This window comes from Enterococcus sp. AZ188, assembly GCF_050544075.1.
GTDB lineage: Bacteria > Bacillota > Bacilli > Lactobacillales > Enterococcaceae > Enterococcus_D > Enterococcus_D entomosocium.
The window spans coordinates 3,150,333-3,167,450 of the sequence record NZ_CP172943.1; the positions used below are offsets into that span (position 1 = coordinate 3,150,333).

The following is a 17,118-nucleotide window of genomic DNA, read 5'->3' on the forward strand; positions in this document are numbered from 1 at the left end:
CTTTTCTTCCAGCAGTTCTTATAGGTAGACTGGCTCACCGGTTTGCGATGATTTGTAGATCGCTTCTAGAATCTCCGTCACGACCATTGCTTCTTCAGGTTTGACCACTGGTTCGGTATCGTTGATGATCGCATGGATCCACGATTGTGCTTCTAAAATTTCTGGCGTCTCCCCGTTTCCTTCATAAAAATCAACGCCGCCTGTTTCAAGTTCGATATTTTTTTCATACAGCAAGCTGTGGTCTTCCCCATTGATGGTCAAACCGTTGTTCATATCCGCACCGGCTTTGCTACCCATCAGTGTCGTTTTGGCTTCTTTCACATCCAAGCTGTTGAGCGCCCAGCTGGCTTCTAAGAAAATCGTTGCGCCATCTTCCATGACCACAAAACCAAAGGCCGAATCTTCTACTGAGAATTTCTCTGGGTCCCAAGGGCCCCAAGCATTTGCGGCATTTTTGGTTTGCGACAACTCATGATACGCTTTTCCGACAACAAATTTTGGTTTGTAATTGTTCATCATCCATAAGGTCAGATCCAATGCGTGGGTACCGATATCGATCAAAGGACCGCCGCCTTGCGCCTCTTCATCAAGGAAAACACCCCAAGTTGGCACAGCCCGACGACGGATCGCATGAGCTTTCCCAAAATAAATGTTTCCTAATTGTCCTTCGGCGCACACTTCATGAAGATAACGAGAATCTTTTCTAAAACGGTTTTGGTAGCCGATCGTGAGTTTTTTTCCTGTTCGGTTGGCTGCTTCGATCATTGCTTTGGCTTCTGCCGCTGTTTTTGCCATTGGTTTTTCACACATGACATGACAATCCGCTTCTAGTGCAGCAATCGTCAACTCAGCATGTGAGGCGTTTGGTGTACACACATGGATCACATCTAGATCAGCTTGTGCCAACATTTCTTGATAATCGCTGAATACTTGAGCATCTTCGGTCCCAAATGCTGATTTCGCTTCAACTGCACGTTCAACCAGCAGATCACAAAAGGCAACCATTTCTACTTCCTCTACTTGAGACAAGGCAGGCATGTGCTTGCCGTTTGCGATCCCACCGCACCCAATAATTCCAACTTTAACTGTCATATCTTTCCTCCTGAAAACGCTTATTATTTTCTACCCCCTCATTATAGCGAAACATCGAAAGCAGTTCTTCCCAGTTTCCATTGAAAAAATTCCCGAAAATTATCTTATGAAACTTTAACAAAAAGAACCACTCCACAATTTATGCAAAGCGCTTAAAAAAACACTATCGAGAAAAAAATAGTGCCAGATCAACAAAAAAACAGTCGACAAGCAAAGGCTCATCGGCTGTTTCTATCAATTTTGATTCAATTGTTTCTGGTACTGCAACGGTGATTGACCAACAGCTTCCTTAAAGACATGATGAAATGTTTTGACACTGGCAAAGCCTGCTTTTTCAGCGACTTCCGCCATCGGGATCTTTTCATTTGCCAAGATAAATTTGGCTTGATTGATGCGGTATTCCGTCAAAAACTGCATGAAGGTCTTGCCAGTATTGGTTTTAAAGAAACGCGTGAAATAATGGGGACTAAACCCTACATGTCTTGCGGTGTCCTCCATTGTCAAGACTTCTTGGTAATGGGATTCGATGTACTCAAAGACATCATTCAGACGCTGCAAGGTTTCTTTATATTGTGCGGCCGTTCGTTTTAGTGGATTGACGGCTCGTTTTCGCTTTGGCAAGCTTTGATAGCACTCCCCGATCAACTGGTAAAGCAGCCCGAGAGTCAAATAACGCTTCCCAACAACATTTTCCTCTTCCAACTGATACAACTCGATCAAGAGACCTGTTATTTTTTCCGTAAAACTCGCTGGCCAATTTTTGCTGTGGGGCTCCCCTTCTTCAAAGAGTGTCATCAAGGATACTTCATTTTCTCGCAGCAGCGGCTCTTCAAAAAGCTGCATATCAAATTGATAGACATAGCGTTCACTCTCAGGTGATGCAAGAAAGTAGTGGGGCTGCCCGCTGGAAAAAAGATATAGATCCCCTTCTTTCAACTCAATAATCGTATCGTCAACACCAATATTCACCGTGCCGCGCTTAGCGTAAATGATCTCGATTTCTTTATGGACATGGGGATAAACGATGGTCAAACCATCATTTAGAAACGTTCGAAAACGAAATTCACTTTCAAATTCAGGAATTTCAAGATACATACTCATGGCTGACCGACTCCTTCGCTCTATTCTTATTTATTATAAGCGAAAAATTGCCCAAGAGAAAACCTTTTCTCAGCCAATCATAGTTTCTTCTGCTTTTTTGTGGTATCGTATTCAAGAAAAGGAGTCTTGTTTATGAATTATTATGATCAACATCTGCATACATTTTTGTCTTTTGATTCAGATGAACAGTTTGAGAATTATCTAGCTTACCAGCCTGCCTACTTCGTTGCGACAGATCATTTCGATTTGAAGAACCCCTATTCGGGATTCCGTGATGATATTCCTGACTATGAATTACTAGTAAAAACCCACCAGAAGCTGCAAGAGACCACAGCGACGAAACTCTTAAAAGGCATCGAGATTGGTGTCGTGCCTGGTCAAGAACAAGAAATCTTGCGCTATCTTGAAAGCCATCCTTATGACTTGAAATTGATCAGTATCCATCAAAACGGTACCTTTGATTATATGGACGATGCCGTGTTGACGAAGGACAAATTTGCAGTCGCCAAACAATACTTTGACCAAATGGCCCACGTGTTGGACTCGTTTCCAGACGGGCATATCGTGACCCACTTTGATTATGGCTTGCGTCGTTTCCAATTTACAGCTGAGGAATTGGCCGCCCATTTTGAAACAGAGTTAACGACGATCTTCAAAAAAATCGTTGCCCGTGACTTAGCGATGGAAATCAACGCTAAGAGCTTTGGCCCTTATCAAAATGCCCACCTTTACCAATATGCTATCCCGCTGTATCAAAGTGTCGGGGGTAACTTGTTCACCCTCGGCTCTGATGCCCATAAAGCCAGTGATTATCGGTTAGATTTTGCAGCGATGAGCGATCTGCTGCGTTCCTTTGGTGTCAATCAATTAGCGGTCTTTCAAGGTAGTGAACGGTTTATGGCGGATCTGCCTGCTAAATAGCGTCACCTTTGAATGCACTCTACAACACATTTTCAATAAATGAACCAAAAACGGCGAACCCTAAAAGGATACGCCGTTTTTTCATTCTAAGACCATATTTACTTAGGTTACTCTGCTGCTAAAATATCTTCCTTGGCATGGATCATTTGAGTCAAAAAGTCACAATAAGGCGTTGGCACTTGGTACTTGCGGCCTTTTCGTGAGATTGCGCCATTGATATAATCGATCTCGGTTTTGCGATGATTATTGATCAAATCTTGATACATGGATGGATAGTGCATTCCGATGCCTTCTGGATCATAGGTTTCCTCAATATGGTGGACTACTTCGGATACATCCAGTTCAACAGATTCATGGGTAGCAACTGCCGCAAATTCTTCCACAATCGTTTGGACCATCGCACGCGCCGTTGAGGTTTGTCCGAATTGGGCAATATTCACATTTAAAATCGAACACAAACCATTTAGTGTGCCGTTGACACAGGCTTTGCGATAGATGGAGTAGCGAATGTTCTCAGAATAAGACGCATTTAACCCAGCATCAGCCAAGACTGCCGCTAATTGACGGGCATCTTCTTCTTTGCCCGGTTCGATATTTTGCAGTTCTACAGAACCATCCCCAAACAAGCGAACATTACCAGGACCAATCAAGTCCGCCGTCCAAATGGTATTTCCTAAAAAGATTTTATCCGTGCTGACATATTTTTCAATCGTGTCCTCATGACCGATCCCGTTTAATAAGCATAAGACTTTCGTTTGCTCTCCGATCATCGGTTTGATCGTTTGCATCATTTGATCCAGTTGCATCGCTTTAGTAAAGACCAGGATCAAGTCTGCTTGTACAGTCGTTGGGATCTCATTTTGCGAATAGATCGAAAAAGGGACTGCGATCTCTTCACCGTTTAAGTTCGCTCGTAATCCGTGTTCACGGATCGCTTCGATATGCGCCGGCCAGCCGTCGATCAACGTGACGTCATTTCCGCCTCTTTTTAGCATAATAGCAAAACGGCTGCCCATAGCACCTGCACCAGCAATAACAATTTTCATCTGAATTCCTCTTTCCTCTTCCACAATTAGGTATAGTTTACTCTAAAATCGTGAAATATGCGAGAGCCTTGCGTTTTTTCTCGATAGGAAAGAAAAAAGAACAATTGGAATAGTTAGATTTTTCAGATAATTAAAAAACGGTCGTTTCCAATTTTGTCCATTCAAAAAGTCGCACGGAAGATTGAAAACTTGACTGAGCTAAACCAGTTTTCGGACTCACGTGCGACCCTTCTATTCAATTATTTCCTGTGAAACAGTTGTCGTTTTAGGCAGTGACTGTTTCATTTTTTGTTGCAAAGTTTTTTAGCCGTTCAGCTTTTTCCGCTTCTGTGATCCCATGTTGTTCCACGTAACGGTTGTGTTCGTGGATGGCACAATCATAGCTACAGGCACCTAAATGGGCAGCTTGATTTTCTTCAGAAGTCAAAAATTGGCGATTGCATTCTGGGTTGGCACAGTTTACATAGCGCTCGCAAGGTTTGCCATCAAACCAGTCGCGACCGATAACTTTTTTATCCACATGATTGATTTCCACACTAATGCGTTCATCAAAGACGTACATTTTGCCATCCCAAAGCTCGCCTTGAACTTCTGGGTCATTCCCATAAGCAAAGATACCACCATGAAGTTGGGCCACATCATCAAAGCCTTCTCGCAGCAACCAGCCTGAGAATTTTTCACAACGGATACCACCAGTACAATAAGTAACGACTTTTTTATCCATAAATTTTTCTTTATTATCGATGATCCATTGCGGCAACTCACGGAAGCTGCGGATATCGGGACGAACGGCTCCCCGGAAATGGCCTAAGTCATATTCATAATCGTTACGGGCATCGATCACCACGGTATCTTCATCTAACAAAGCTTCTTTGAACGCTTTAGGATCTAAATATTTTCCAGTCATTTCTAATGGATCGATGTCATCTTCCAGGTTCAATGAAACCAATTCTTTGCGCGGACGAACGAATAGCTTTTTAAACGCATGTTCTTCTACTTCATCGATTTTATAAAAAATCCCTTTAAAACGGGGATCAGCTTCCATTTTTTCCATGTAGCGATTTGTTGCTTCAACCGTTCCAGAAAGCGTGCCATTGATCCCTTCATTGGCTACTAAAATACGGCCCTTGATGCCAATTTCTTTTCCAAATGCTAAATGCTCCTTGGCGAAGCTTTCCGGATCTTCAATTGTTGTATATTTATAAAATAATAAAACGCGGTATGTCAAACCAATTCCTCCTTTTTTTGCACCCTACAGTATAGGTTATCGCGTGACAAAAAACGAGTTTTATGCTTGTACCTTTTCACACAATCTTTTTCTTTGAGCAAACAGTGTCATGGATTGGTTTTATTGAGCTCTGCCACGAAAAAAGCTGTGACTTGATCCATCGTTTCTCCACGCACCAGATGGCGTTCTTCTCGCGAGATAAACTGCAGATTTGCTTCTGGATTTTCTGCCACAAAGGCTTCCACATCAGCATAAGGAATTTTCTCATCTTGGGTACCATGCCAAAATAAAAGGGGACGCTGTCCTAATTTCTCTGGTTGAGAAGACAGATCGTAAGCATCCATCCAGCTTAAAAGCTGACCATAATCCTCGGGTACAAAGAACCCAGCAGCGCCGGCGTGCATTTGGATGCGGTCACGGTATTTCAACATGGAAGGAGAACCCATGATACAAGCTGCCGCTGTGATTTCTGGATGCTGGCATAATAAACCACACGTGGTCATCCCTCCCATGGAGACACCGCCAACTGCGATCTGACCGTTGACCAAACCAAGGTTTTCAAAAAAATCGACTAAGTAAGAAAACTCAAATAGATTGGTTTGGATACTTTGCCAAAAAGTTAAAGAAGGAATCTCCGATAGCTGGGTCTTGCGCTCCCCATGATTGGCTGCATCTGGCAAGACCACCCGAAAACCTTCTCTAGCCAACTTTCTGCCTTGTGTCAACACTAATTCTTTACTCGTCTGCCAGCCATGATAGTAAATAATCAATGGCAGCGGCTCGTAAATCATTTCTTCTGGTACGACTTCTAAGACCGGAATATTCCCGATTTTTCTTTTTCGAACAGCTAATTTCATTCTTTTCCACCTCAGCTTAAGTATACAAAAAGTCGCCAAAAGCGCCACTGATACGCTGCAAAAAAAGACCATACCCAAAGAGTATGATCTTTTTTTATTTATGAATGTAAGACCGCTTCTCGAGCCAATGCCAAACAACCGAGGGTTCCAGCGTTGTCTTCCAATGCTGGGGTCACGATATATTTGCTTAACTCAGGCGTTTCGACATACCCATTGACCAATTTTGCAAATGCGTCGTGGACGTTTTGCAGCATATGGCGCTGTTTCATCACTCCACCGCCAAAAATGATCACATCTGGAGAAAACATCAAGGTTGTATTGTAGGCACATTGAGCAATATAGGAGGCTTCGATCTCCCAATAAGGATCATCTTCTGCAACCTCTTGTCCTTTTTTCCCTAAGCGTTTTTCGATGGCTGGTCCAGCGGCCATCCCTTCTAAACAGTTGCCATGAAATGGACAGCTGCCAGCAAAGTCATCTTTTGGATGAGGGACGACCAGCATATGCCCCATTTCTGGATGACTAAATCCTTCGATAAAGCGCCCTTCTTGTAAGGCACCGCCGCCAACACCTGTACCGATCGTGTAGTAAACGACACTACTCAATCCTTTGCCACTGCCGAAGACATACTCACCATAGGCAGCCGCATTGACATCTGTTGTCCAAGAAATAGGGATCGGAAATTCTTTTTTCATGGTACCGATGAAATCAAAATTTTGCCATGCCAATTTCGGGGTTGAGGTAATGTACCCATAAGTGGCAGAATCGCGATGGATATCGATGGGCCCAAATGAGCCAATCCCAATCCCTGCTAAATCTGCTTGGTATTGTTTGAAGAAATCAATGACTAAAGGCATTGTTTCCTCAGGTGTCGTTGTCGGAAAGCTCACTCTTTCCTTGATCGTCATTTCTTCATCGCCAATGGCACACACAAATTTTGTGCCGCCTGCTTCAATCGAACCGTATAACATGCACATCGCTCCTTTTTTTCTAACTACTTGCTGAACTTGACGCTGCGGCATCATCTGCTTTGACGCGATCGATGGCTACCACTAATGCAATGATCAGGTCATCAAGATCTTCTTCATAGATCACGACTTCATAGGTATCGCCCCAAGAGATCCATTTTTTGTGGATCTCTGCGATCCGCTTGCCGTTGCGGTTGACCACAAAATCCATATCCCACCAATTGCCGTCCACATCGATGCCTTCTGCACTGATGGAATAGCGGGCTTTAAAAAATGTGAAATGTTTTTCTAAAACGATCGCTTCTTGGCCGTGGACTTCCACAAAAAATTTTGGTAATAAACTGAACACTTTTTTGGTGATCTCCGCGATCGGTCGCTGCTGCTCATTGAAGATCGTAAAACTTTTCGGGATCTTAAAAAAACTGCCTTCGACATAATAGCGAGGGTTTTGTAAGTCATCGGTCACGGTAAATTTTTCGCCGATGCTGAAAACCTTCTGTTTGATGTAAAGTTTCTTCAAATGCTACACTCCTTTCTCTTTGACATCGCCCGTATTGATCACCGGCTGAGTGCCTTTATCGGTAATGATCGACACCAATAAATTATTGATCAGTTGGACTTTGCGGTCGTCTGTGAAATTGATGTCCTGTCCGTCTTCGATTTGTTCTAACGCCATTTGTGTCATGGAGACGGCCCCTTCAACAATGATTTGCCGTGCTGATAAAATTGCTTTAGCTTGTTGGCGCTGCAGCATCGCACTAGCGATCTCAGTCGCATACGCGAGGTGATTTAAGCGGGTCTCTATGACTTCGACCCCAGCAACAGCTAATCGTTCCTGCAATTCTTTTGCCAGCTCCTCCGAGACTTCACTTGTATTGCCTCGCAACGTCAGATCATCGTCATTGAACGTGTCATAAGGGTATTGCGTCGCAATGTGACGAATCGCTGTTTCACTTTGGATCTCAATGAAGTCTTGGTAATAATCGACATCAAACAATGCTTTAGCGGTATCTACAACTTTAAAAACCACCACTGCCGAGATCTCGATCGGGTTTCCGTCTGAATCATTGACCTTCAACAGCGAACTGTTAAAGTTGCGAACTTTCAATGAAACATTGATTTTTTGGGTTAATGGGGTTGTCACAAACAAGCCGTTGTCTTTAATGGTTCCTAAATATTGCCCAAAAAAGAGGATCGCTTTGGCTTGGTTGGGTTGTACGATCGTTAACGAACTAAGGAAAAGAAACGAAACGATCCATAAAAGAATACTGAGAACGATTTCGAGAACGCTCTCATTTACGAACCCATGATAAAACAAATAACCGCCGCCAACTAATAACCCGATCAGCACAACCAGTGCTAAATACCCATTCACATGAAATGTCTGTTTTTCTGTCATTTTTATTCCTTCCCTTCTTGCTCTTATCTTACCTTGGTTAAAGCCGCTGTGCAAATGTTCTTGCGCATATCAGGGACGATTCCCAATCAAGCTATTTTGTTTTCTGCAACTTTCCCGTTACAATTAAGGTAGGACAAAATTTTTCTCAAAAAAGGAGTAATTCTTATGGCACAAAAAATTGACTTAGAAACGAGTAAATGGTCGTTGGAATCGATCATTAAAACGGTCGGCACCGATCTTTCCTCTGTTGTAGAGGTACAAAACAAAGATGGCATTGACGTTGTAGTGATCTCGAAAGACGAGTGGCAACATCTTTTGGAATTACTCGATGCACGTCATGCAGAAGGCTATCGGTTGGAGCAAGAGCTTCCTGAAGAAATTTTAGTTGACGTTGCCGATACCGACAACCAATACACCGAAGAAGGCGAGTTAGAAATGGAGCTGCCTGAGCGTGTGCATCCAGCACCTGATTTTGAACTGGATTCAGATGAAATCGTTGAAAGTGATGACGTACTAGATTAAACAAAAAAGCAAAACGGCCACGGGCTCGTTTTGCTTTTTTATATCTCTTTTTCTTGCCTTTTGGTAATGACTGCTTGCAATCGTTCGATGGCAGGCTGCAATTCTTGTAGCGCCTCTTCTTCAGGTTCTAACTCTGCACACCGTTGCAGTCGCTCTAACCACATTTCTGGTTCTTTGACGCCCAACTGGCCAATGGCCCAATAAGCCGTTCCTCGAATCACTGGGCGCACGTCTTCTGTCGCACAGCGCCAAATCGCTGGCAAGGCACTGCGGTCTCCCACATTGGCTAAGGCGATGATGGCATTACGCTGCAGAGGTTTTTTCCCCCGCCAAGAGCCAGATAGATGGCCAAATTGTGCTTTGAAGGCTTTGTTTGATAAAGACAGCATCGGTTGCAGTTTTGGATAAACGGTATCGACTTCAGGCTCCATCTCTTGATGAAAATGGAAGTCTTTCCCCCGATTATAAGGGCAGACCAGCTGACAAATATCGCAGCCGTAAATCACGTTATGCATCTTTTTGCGGTACTCTTCTGGCATCATACCCTTCGTCTGGGTTTGATAGGACAAACAGCGCTGGGCATTCATTCGACCATCGCCCAATAACGCTTTGGTGGGGCAAGCCGTCACACAACGCATGCAATCACCACAACCAAACGGGACTTCTTCATCTGGTTCAAGAGAGATATTAGTGACGATCTCCCCTAGATAAACAAACGAACCAAATTCTTCCGTAATCAGCAAGCCATTACGACCGATAAAGCCAAGACCCGCCCGCTGCGCTGCCGCCACATCCACCAATTCCCCTGTATCGACTTGCGGTGCGAAACGCCATTCGACTTGTTCTTCCATCGTTTGCGCTTGTTCTTTGATAAAGGCGATCAAGCGATCCAATCGTTCTCGCAAAATATCATGGTAATCGATGCCCCACGAGGCACGGGCAAACATGCCGCGTTTTTCATCCCGCGGGACTTTCTCTTTGATTTTTGTCGGATAAGCTAAAGCGATCGCAATGATCGTTTGCGGATTTTCAAATGTCCGTTCAGGATAGATACGCTCTTCGATCACGGGATGCTCAAAACCAGACGTATGACCTTTGGATTTTTGTTCCCGCAAGGAAGGCTCCAATGCCAAAAACGGCTCCGCTGAAGCAAACCCGATTTTGTCAATGCCAAGCCGCTTGCTTTCTGCAATAATTTTTTCTTTTAAAGACATGCTCGCTACCCTCTTTTGTCCGCTAAGCATCTGCTTCTCGGCTTTTTCTCTTCCCCTATTATACGTAAGCACCTGAAAAAAGTCGATGGTGCGGTTTGTTCCCCCAGTTTTTTTCTTTCTTTAAAAGAACACGTGTTGATTGTTTAAGATTTTAATTAATTTTATCGTTATTTTCCTCGCAACGATTGCATTGCCTTTTTCGAATGCTAGACTATATAAAGGAATTAGAAAGAAATGAACAAATGAAATGGAGATGCTTATGACTCAATTACCCACCGGCTTGACTGCAGCAGAAGTCGCCAAGAAAACCCAAGAGGGGTTGCACAATGATTATGAAACAAAAACCAGTAAATCAACTGCTGCGATCATCAAAGACAATTTACTGACATTATTCAATTTTCTCAATCTATTGATTGGCGTTTTTTTATTTGCCGTAGGCGCCTATTCCAACATGTTCTACTTAGCGATTATTTTTGTGAATATCACCATTGGGATCAGCCAAGAATTGCACGCGCGTAATTTAGTAAAAAAACTCTCACTTGTTTCACCGCAAACGGTACGAGTGATTCGAGATGCCCAAATCCATGAGATTTCAGCCAAAGAATTGGTCTTAGAGGACGTAGTTATTCTTGGTGCTGGGGACCAAATCCCCGCTGATATGACTGTGCTTTCTGGACTAGTCGAAGTCAATGAAGCGATGCTGACTGGTGAAGCCGATCTGGTTGTCAAAGAAGCAGGTGCTTCCTTACTCTCAGGGAGTTTCATCGTCAGCGGTGAAATGACAGGAACAGTCCTTCATGTCGGTGCAGAAAACTACGCAGCGAAACTAAGCAATGAGGCAAAGGTCCACAAACCGATCCGCTCTGAGCTGCTTGCTTCGATCCGTAGTGTATCCAAATTCACCAGCTATGTAATCGTTCCTTTAGGGGTGATTTTGTTCTTCCAAGCCTTTATGATGCGAGATGCTGGGATCAAGGAATCCGTCGTCGTTTCTGCCGCTGCCTTATTAGGAATGTTACCAAAAGGACTTGTCCTGCTGATCAGTATCGCCTTGACGACAGGTGTCATTAAATTGGCAAAAAAACGGATTTTGGTCCAAGACATGTATGCCGTTGAAACCTTAGCGCATGTCGATACCCTTTGTCTGGATAAGACGGGGACGTTGACGGAAGGCCATATGGTTCTCGAATCGATCGTTCCTCTCCAAGCCGACAGCGACCCTAACATGCTCTTAGGGAATTATTTGGCAGCCAGTACGGATAACAATTTGACGATGCAAGCATTGCGTCAAGGCTGTCCTGAGCTAACGGATCATCAGCCGATCGACGTCGCTGCCTTTTCTTCACAGCGCAAATGGGGTGCTGTGGCTTTTGAACATCTAGGAAATGTCTATCTTGGTGCACCTGAAAAAGTCGCCGGCTCTGCTGCCTTGCCGCAAGTCATAGAAGCGCAAGAAGCTGGTCTACGGGTGTTGATTTTAGCCGTAGAAACTGATCCAAAAACGCCGACATCCTTTGACCCAACCAACGCACAAGCGGTGGCTGTCTTGATTTTATCCGATATCATCCGCCAAAACGCAGAAGAAACCTTGGCTTACTTAGCGGATCAAGGCATCGATCTAAAAGTGATCTCTGGCGATAATCCAATAGCTGTCGCAGCGATCGCCCATCGTGCAGGCCTAGCGAATGCCGATCAAGCCATCGATCTTTCTACCTTAACGACCGAAGCAGAAGTCCGAGAAGCTGCGACACGCTATACGGTCTTTGGTCGTGTGACTCCTGAACAAAAGAAACTACTCGTTCAAGAATTAAAAGCCAATCAACGGACCGTTGCCATGACGGGTGATGGCGTCAACGATGTGTTGGCACTACGGGAAGCCGACGTCAGCATTGCAATGGCTGCTGGCGACAGTGCGGCTCGTCAAATCGCTAACTTTGTCTTATTGGATTCTGACTTTACTACGTTGCCAGATGTTTTATTTGAAGGACGTCGCGTCGTCAATAACGTGACCAAAGCGTCGGGAATCTTCTTTATCAAGACGATTTACAGCTTCTTGCTCTCTTTGGTTTGTATCCTGACATCCAGCGCCTTTCCGTTCTTGCCGATCCAAATCACATTGATCGACTTAGCAATTGAAGGTTATCCATCTTTCTTCCTTTCCTTTGAAGAAAACAAAGCACCGATCAAAGGTCGTTACTTGCCGACAGTCTTGCTCAATGCGTTGCCAAATGCCTTGTTGGTGTTAGTCAATTACTTTGCGATCCGCTTTTTACAAACCGACTACGGTTGGTCGCAATTTGATACGACGACCTTGTTGTACTATTTGTTGATCGGGATCAGCTGTATCGCTGTGATTCGCGCTTGCTTGCCATTAAATCCATTGCGATTGTTCTTAGCGATTACCACTACCGTGGGGATCTATGTTGCAGCAATGCTCTTCCACGGTCTGCTGGAAGTCGGTTTCTTGACCGCTGTGACCTTGCCTTATTTCCTTGGCATGATGGCATTAAATATCTGTCTGTACGTTGGGCTTTCTTTCCTAACGAAGCGCTTTTCAGCCAAAATGCTCGTTAAACAATCCTAATTGATTTTGCAGCATCGCTCTTTCTTGCTTTGTCCAGAAAGACGATGCTGTTTTTTTGTCCTCTCCATAGGTGCAACCATACAAGAAGGAAGAAATTTGGTATACTGAACCTGTAGGCGGTTTCAACAGGAAAGCTATCATTTTACCAAAAGCCATCTTGTTGAACAGCCAAATTTAATCAGAAAGTGTTGGTGAAATTGGATGAAAAAAAGTATTTTACTCGTTTCTCACAGTCAGCAACTCACCGAAGGATTAAAACAGATGATCGAAGAAATGGCTGATGGCGAGTCAGTCACGATCTATTCTTTAGGCGGGACAGCAGAAGGAGAGCTGGGTTCTGACGCCACGAAAATCGTGGATGCCGTCAACGAATCCGCAGATGCTGAACTGATCTTAGTCTTTGCCGATCTAGGCAGTGCCGTTTTGAATGCCGAACTTGCTTACGACATGCTGGAACCTCAGCAACAAGAACGCTATCACCTGATCGACGCGCCGCTAGTGGAAGGTGCCTTTGCTGCAGCGATCACCGCTGGTTTCAGTGATGATTTGGCACAAATCGTTGCAGAAGCAAAAAAAGCAGCCGAGAAAGGATGGCATGAAGCATGAAAAAAATCATTAATGATCCCTCAATGATCGTAGAAGAAATGTTGGCTGGTATCGTAGGCAGTTATCCTGAACTGGTCCATCAAGTCGCCGACTCACGGGTGATCGCTAAGAATAATCAAAAAGAACAAGTCGGTCTTGTTTCTGGCGGTGGGAGCGGACATGAGCCGGCCCATGCTGGCTTTGTCGGTGATGGGATGCTTAGCGCCGCCGTTTTAGGCGATGTCTTTACCTCCCCTACCCCCGACCAGATTTTGACGGCTATCCAAGATTCTGATCAAGGACAAGGCGTCTTGTTGATCGTCAAAAACTATACTGGCGATATCTTGAACTTTGAGATGGCCAAAGATATGGCAGAAATGGAAGAGATCACAACGGAGATCGTGGTCGTTGATGATGATATCGCTGTTGAAAATAGCACCTATACTGCTGGGAAACGAGGAGTTGCCGGTACGGTCTTAGTCCACAAGATTTTAGGCGCAGCTGCTCGTAATGGTGCCAGCTTAAGTGAATTAAAAACACTGGGCGATGCCTTGGTTGCATCGATCAAAACCATTGGGGTCGCATTAAAAGCGGCAACAGTTCCTGAAGTTGGGAAACCAGGTTTTGACTTAGCCGATGATGAGATCGAGTATGGCGTGGGTATCCACGGCGAACCTGGTTACCGTCGAGAAAAACTGAAACCCTCACGTGAACTAGCAAAAGAGTTGGTGGAAAAAATCTTGGCGGATTATGAAAAGACCCCAGAAAAAGTCGGTGTCTTGATCAACGGTATGGGTGGTACGCCGCAAATGGAGTTATTCGTTTTTGCCAATGATGTCGCGAAATTACTCGCAGAAAAAGACATCCCTGTCTCCTTCCATAAAGTCGGCAATTTCATGACTTCCATCGATATGCAGGGACTTTCACTGACCTTGATCGACTTCAGCGAAACGGATCACACCGATGCGTTAAATGAAACCGTCACAACAATAGCCTGGTAAAGGAGCGAATAGAGATGCAATTGACAACAGAAACGGTGCAAGCATGGTTAGATACCTTCACGAAAGAAATCGAAGCAAACAAGGCCTATTTAAGCGATTTAGATACACCGATCGGCGACGGTGACCATGGCAACAATATGGCACGCGGCGTAGCCGCTTATCAAGAAGCTTATGCCAAACAACAGCCAACGACGATCAGCGATACCTTTAAAGTCTTCTCGATGGCAATGATCTCAAAAGTCGGCGGAGCTTCGGGTCCCCTTTATGGTTCGGCGTTTATGAATATGACCAAAGCAACGAAGGAACTAGAAACAATCGACTCCTTTGAACAATTAGGTACGATCGTTGAAGAAGGCTTGACCGGTATCAAAATGCGGGGAAAAGCTGAGTTTGAAGACAAAACGATGGTCGATGTGTGGCAACCTGTCGCAGAAGCCTTGAAAAAAGGTGAATTGACCAAAGACACGATCGAAGCAGCGAAAGAGCATACCAAAGAACTAGTGGCTAAAAAAGGCCGTGCCTCTTATGTTGGTGAACGTGCCATCGGTCATATCGATCCCGGATCGGCTTCTAGTGCGATTTTATTTGAGTCTTTGTTAACGGTGATAGAAAAGGATTAAAAAAACGATGCTCTTACAAAATACCGTTTAAGACAAAAGACAAACCTTATGATTGCATAAGGTTTGTCTTTTTCTTGTTTATTCCTCTTGTAAAATCGTTTGGGCAACTAGCTTCACGTATTGATCCATGCCATCTGGATTTGGATGGACCCGATCTTCATAGAACCAGGACTCTTGATCATTACTCAAATCATACCAATCGATCAAGGTCATATTGTCGTATTTTTCCGCCATGCGCTCCAACATCCGATTGACTTCATTTTGCCAACGCTGTGTCGGTACCCGTACATTGATCCAGTAGACTTTGCGATCACCGATCTCGTTCATAAAACTGTCAAATTGGGCTTCTGTAAAGGAACCATTCGTCCCTAGCCCCACAAGGACGGTATCCCGCAAAAGATTTTTTTCTTTCAAGTCTTTGATCAATTCAGGGCTCGCATACAGCTGGCGCCCAACATCCCCATCAACTACCGCTTGGGTAAAGACTTCTTTCAAGTCAGCCGTTGCATCCAGCATCACAGAATCACCAAAAGCCGTGATTTCAAGAGATTCCGCTTTTTTCACTTGGGCTGCTGTTAAATCATACTTTTCCATGATATTTTTTTCATCTTCACTCGTGTTCGCCTCATCATCCGCTTCATTTCCTTCAGCATTCGCATTCTTTTGCGATTGCTCTGCCGCTTTTTTATTGGCAGCAATGTTGTCTTTCAACTGCTGCTGCTGGGCATCGACATAATTCGTCGGTGCAGTCACGACGCCAAACAAAGCAACGAGGGTAATGAGTAAGCTGGGCACTAACCACGGTTTTTTCCAACTAAAAATTGGTTTACTGAACCAACCGCGGACCGTTCTGAATGTATCTTTGTACTGGAATTTACGCATTGGGTTTTCGATAAACCGATAGGACAATTCACTGATAAACAAGATCAAGAATAGTTCCACTAACGTGTGCATCAACACGTTCTCACCGATATTTCCCACTTTTGCTTCGTAAAAAATCATCACTGGAAATTGATACAAATAGATCCCATAACTGCGCTTGCCGATATAACTGAAAATCGGATTACTCAATACACGATTCAAACTGGCTCCGGGATGAGCGGTGACTGCCACAAGAATCGTACATAGGATACTGATCAAGAACATGCCGCCATAATAGACAAAGGTCAAATGATCATCTAAGAAAAAGAACGCTGCGATCAGACCAGCCAAGGAAGCAAAACCAGAGATATTTAAGACCCGTTTGGCTTTTTGCGGTATCTCTTTCTTCAAGTGGGTACTTGGCCAAATGAATGCTAAGGCACTCCCCATCCAGATCGAAAAGAGCCGCGTATCTGTTCCATAATAGACCCGTGTCGGATCAGCGCCTGGTGTGTAAAGGACCGCTAACAGAATTGCCGATAAAATCGTGACTGCGGCAGTAAATTTAAAGGCGCGATGCCTCTGCTTGCCGATTTTCATCAACAAAATAAACACTAAAGGCCAAATCAGATAGTTCTGTCCCTCCACAGCCAGTGACCACAGATGGGTAAAGGGGGATTCATTGCCGAACCGATCAAAATAGGATAACCCATGATTGATCTGCCACCAGTTGTTGTAATACAGCAGCGAGCTAACAAAAACCCCGCGCAAATTATTCAGCAGGTTTCGCTGGAACAAAGTGATATACGCTGCTGAGATAAGCAGCATCACCACCATTCCTGGATAGAGCCGTTTCATCCGCCGAATATAAAAATCTTTGACTTTGATTTTGCCGTTTTGATCCCATTCTTGCCTCAGCAAGTCAGTGATTAAATAACCTGATACGACAAAGAATACTGGAACTCCTAAATACCCGCCTCGCATATGAGTAGGTAGTAAATGATATAAAATAACGCCGATGACTGCCAAGGTTCGAATGCCGTCAAACCCGGTAATATAGCGGCTTGTGCTTAAACGTTTATTCATTTTTCAACCACTTTTCTCTAATTGATCCAATTG

General features: G+C 44.2%; 16 protein-coding genes. 6 read left to right on the plus strand and 10 right to left on the minus strand.

The features are described from left to right. Positions 1-18: 18 nt before the first annotated feature. Positions 19-1,092, minus strand: coding sequence for a Gfo/Idh/MocA family protein (locus IGI86_RS14465; protein WP_005228203.1), 1,074 nt, complete (start codon positions 1,090-1,092; stop codon positions 19-21). 234 nt (positions 1,093-1,326) lie between these two features. Beyond that, on the minus strand, positions 1,327-2,193 hold the full coding sequence (locus IGI86_RS14470; RefSeq protein ID WP_301389587.1) for an AraC family transcriptional regulator: 867 nt from the start codon (positions 2,191-2,193) through the stop codon (positions 1,327-1,329). A 132-nt stretch (positions 2,194-2,325) separates the two neighbouring features. Here IGI86_RS14470 and IGI86_RS14475 point away from each other — a divergent pair, with 132 nt between their 5' ends. After that, entirely contained in the window at positions 2,326-3,114 is a 789-nt protein-coding gene (locus tag IGI86_RS14475) for a PHP domain-containing protein (protein ID WP_005233917.1), read from the plus strand. 107 nt (positions 3,115-3,221) lie between these two features. Here IGI86_RS14475 and IGI86_RS14480 read toward each other — a convergent pair whose 3' ends face one another. From IGI86_RS14480 to IGI86_RS14505, 6 genes are all read right to left on the minus strand, one after another. Next, positions 3,222-4,160, minus strand: coding sequence for a 2-dehydropantoate 2-reductase (locus IGI86_RS14480; RefSeq protein ID WP_008379573.1), 939 nt, complete (start codon positions 4,158-4,160; stop codon positions 3,222-3,224). A 265-nt stretch (positions 4,161-4,425) separates the two neighbouring features. Continuing rightward, positions 4,426-5,388: a rhodanese-related sulfurtransferase gene (locus IGI86_RS14485; protein WP_430617488.1), complete on the minus strand. Its 963-nt coding sequence runs from the start codon at positions 5,386-5,388 to the stop codon at positions 4,426-4,428. Positions 5,389-5,495: 107 nt separating this feature from the next. Next, positions 5,496-6,245, minus strand: a complete 750-nt coding sequence (locus IGI86_RS14490) for an alpha/beta fold hydrolase (protein WP_008379569.1) — start codon at positions 6,243-6,245, stop codon at positions 5,496-5,498. 98 nt (positions 6,246-6,343) lie between these two features. Then, positions 6,344-7,216 (minus strand): fructokinase ScrK, encoded by an 873-nt coding sequence (gene scrK, locus IGI86_RS14495; protein ID WP_002347415.1) that lies wholly within the window; start codon positions 7,214-7,216, stop codon positions 6,344-6,346. A gap of 19 nt (positions 7,217-7,235) precedes the next feature. Beyond that, positions 7,236-7,733: an LURP-one-related/scramblase family protein gene (locus IGI86_RS14500; protein WP_005233908.1), complete on the minus strand. Its 498-nt coding sequence runs from the start codon at positions 7,731-7,733 to the stop codon at positions 7,236-7,238. A gap of 3 nt (positions 7,734-7,736) precedes the next feature. Further along, positions 7,737-8,612 carry an SPFH domain-containing protein gene (locus IGI86_RS14505; protein ID WP_008379560.1) on the minus strand — a complete coding sequence of 292 codons (876 nt, stop codon included), beginning with the start codon at positions 8,610-8,612 and terminating at the stop codon, positions 7,737-7,739. Between the two features lie 165 nt (positions 8,613-8,777). On the opposite strand from IGI86_RS14505, the gene IGI86_RS14510 reads away from it, so the two are divergent. Continuing rightward, on the plus strand, positions 8,778-9,134 hold the full coding sequence (locus tag IGI86_RS14510) for a hypothetical protein (RefSeq protein ID WP_430617489.1): 357 nt from the start codon (positions 8,778-8,780) through the stop codon (positions 9,132-9,134). Between the two features lie 38 nt (positions 9,135-9,172). Here IGI86_RS14510 and queG read toward each other — a convergent pair whose 3' ends face one another. After that, a complete protein-coding gene (queG, locus tag IGI86_RS14515) occupies positions 9,173-10,348 on the minus strand; it encodes a tRNA epoxyqueuosine(34) reductase QueG (protein WP_194199217.1) in 1,176 nt (391 codons plus the stop codon). Positions 10,349-10,607: 259 nt separating this feature from the next. Here queG and IGI86_RS14520 point away from each other — a divergent pair, with 259 nt between their 5' ends. The 4 genes from IGI86_RS14520 to dhaL all read left to right on the plus strand — a co-directional run bounded on the left by IGI86_RS14520 (position 10,608) and on the right by dhaL (position 15,138). Continuing rightward, complete coding sequence (locus IGI86_RS14520; protein ID WP_034878322.1) at positions 10,608-12,932, plus strand: HAD-IC family P-type ATPase; 2,325 nt, start codon at positions 10,608-10,610, stop codon at positions 12,930-12,932. A 201-nt stretch (positions 12,933-13,133) separates the two neighbouring features. Beyond that, positions 13,134-13,538, plus strand: coding sequence for a dihydroxyacetone kinase phosphoryl donor subunit DhaM (gene dhaM / locus IGI86_RS14525; protein WP_005228160.1), 405 nt, complete (start codon positions 13,134-13,136; stop codon positions 13,536-13,538). Continuing rightward, positions 13,535-14,518 (plus strand): dihydroxyacetone kinase subunit DhaK, encoded by a 984-nt coding sequence (gene dhaK / locus IGI86_RS14530; protein WP_086332694.1) that lies wholly within the window; start codon positions 13,535-13,537, stop codon positions 14,516-14,518. Before dhaM ends, dhaK begins: the two co-directional genes overlap by 4 nt. A gap of 14 nt (positions 14,519-14,532) precedes the next feature. Beyond that, positions 14,533-15,138 carry a dihydroxyacetone kinase subunit DhaL gene (gene dhaL, locus IGI86_RS14535; protein ID WP_005233893.1) on the plus strand — a complete coding sequence of 202 codons (606 nt, stop codon included), beginning with the start codon at positions 14,533-14,535 and terminating at the stop codon, positions 15,136-15,138. A gap of 78 nt (positions 15,139-15,216) precedes the next feature. On the opposite strand, the gene IGI86_RS14540 is transcribed toward dhaL, so the two are convergent. Beyond that, complete coding sequence (locus IGI86_RS14540) at positions 15,217-17,085, minus strand: acyltransferase family protein (protein ID WP_005233891.1); 1,869 nt, start codon at positions 17,083-17,085, stop codon at positions 15,217-15,219. Positions 17,086-17,118: the final 33 nt, after the last annotated feature.

Bases quoted from the DNA above. Each gene is read 5' to 3' on its own strand.
- IGI86_RS14520 (WP_034878322.1), top strand. From the start codon at position 10,608: ATGACTCAATTACCCACCGGCTTGACTGCAGCAGAAGTCGCCAAGAAA.
- dhaM (WP_005228160.1), top strand. From the start codon at position 13,134: ATGAAAAAAAGTATTTTACTCGTTTCTCACAGTCAGCAACTCACCGAA.
- dhaK (WP_086332694.1), top strand. From the start codon at position 13,535: ATGAAAAAAATCATTAATGATCCCTCAATGATCGTAGAAGAAATGTTG.
- queG (WP_194199217.1), bottom strand. From the start codon at position 10,348: ATGTCTTTAAAAGAAAAAATTATTGCAGAAAGCAAGCGGCTTGGCATT.
- IGI86_RS14510 (WP_430617489.1), top strand. From the start codon at position 8,778: ATGGCACAAAAAATTGACTTAGAAACGAGTAAATGGTCGTTGGAATCG.
- IGI86_RS14490 (WP_008379569.1), bottom strand. From the start codon at position 6,245: ATGAAATTAGCTGTTCGAAAAAGAAAAATCGGGAATATTCCGGTCTTA.
- scrK (WP_002347415.1), bottom strand. From the start codon at position 7,216: ATGTTATACGGTTCGATTGAAGCAGGCGGCACAAAATTTGTGTGTGCC.
- IGI86_RS14505 (WP_008379560.1), bottom strand. From the start codon at position 8,612: ATGACAGAAAAACAGACATTTCATGTGAATGGGTATTTAGCACTGGTT.
- IGI86_RS14465 (WP_005228203.1), bottom strand. From the start codon at position 1,092: ATGACAGTTAAAGTTGGAATTATTGGGTGCGGTGGGATCGCAAACGGC.
- dhaL (WP_005233893.1), top strand. From the start codon at position 14,533: ATGCAATTGACAACAGAAACGGTGCAAGCATGGTTAGATACCTTCACG.
- IGI86_RS14480 (WP_008379573.1), bottom strand. From the start codon at position 4,160: ATGAAAATTGTTATTGCTGGTGCAGGTGCTATGGGCAGCCGTTTTGCT.
- IGI86_RS14540 (WP_005233891.1), bottom strand. From the start codon at position 17,085: ATGAATAAACGTTTAAGCACAAGCCGCTATATTACCGGGTTTGACGGC.
- IGI86_RS14470 (WP_301389587.1), bottom strand. From the start codon at position 2,193: ATGAGTATGTATCTTGAAATTCCTGAATTTGAAAGTGAATTTCGTTTT.
- IGI86_RS14475 (WP_005233917.1), top strand. From the start codon at position 2,326: ATGAATTATTATGATCAACATCTGCATACATTTTTGTCTTTTGATTCA.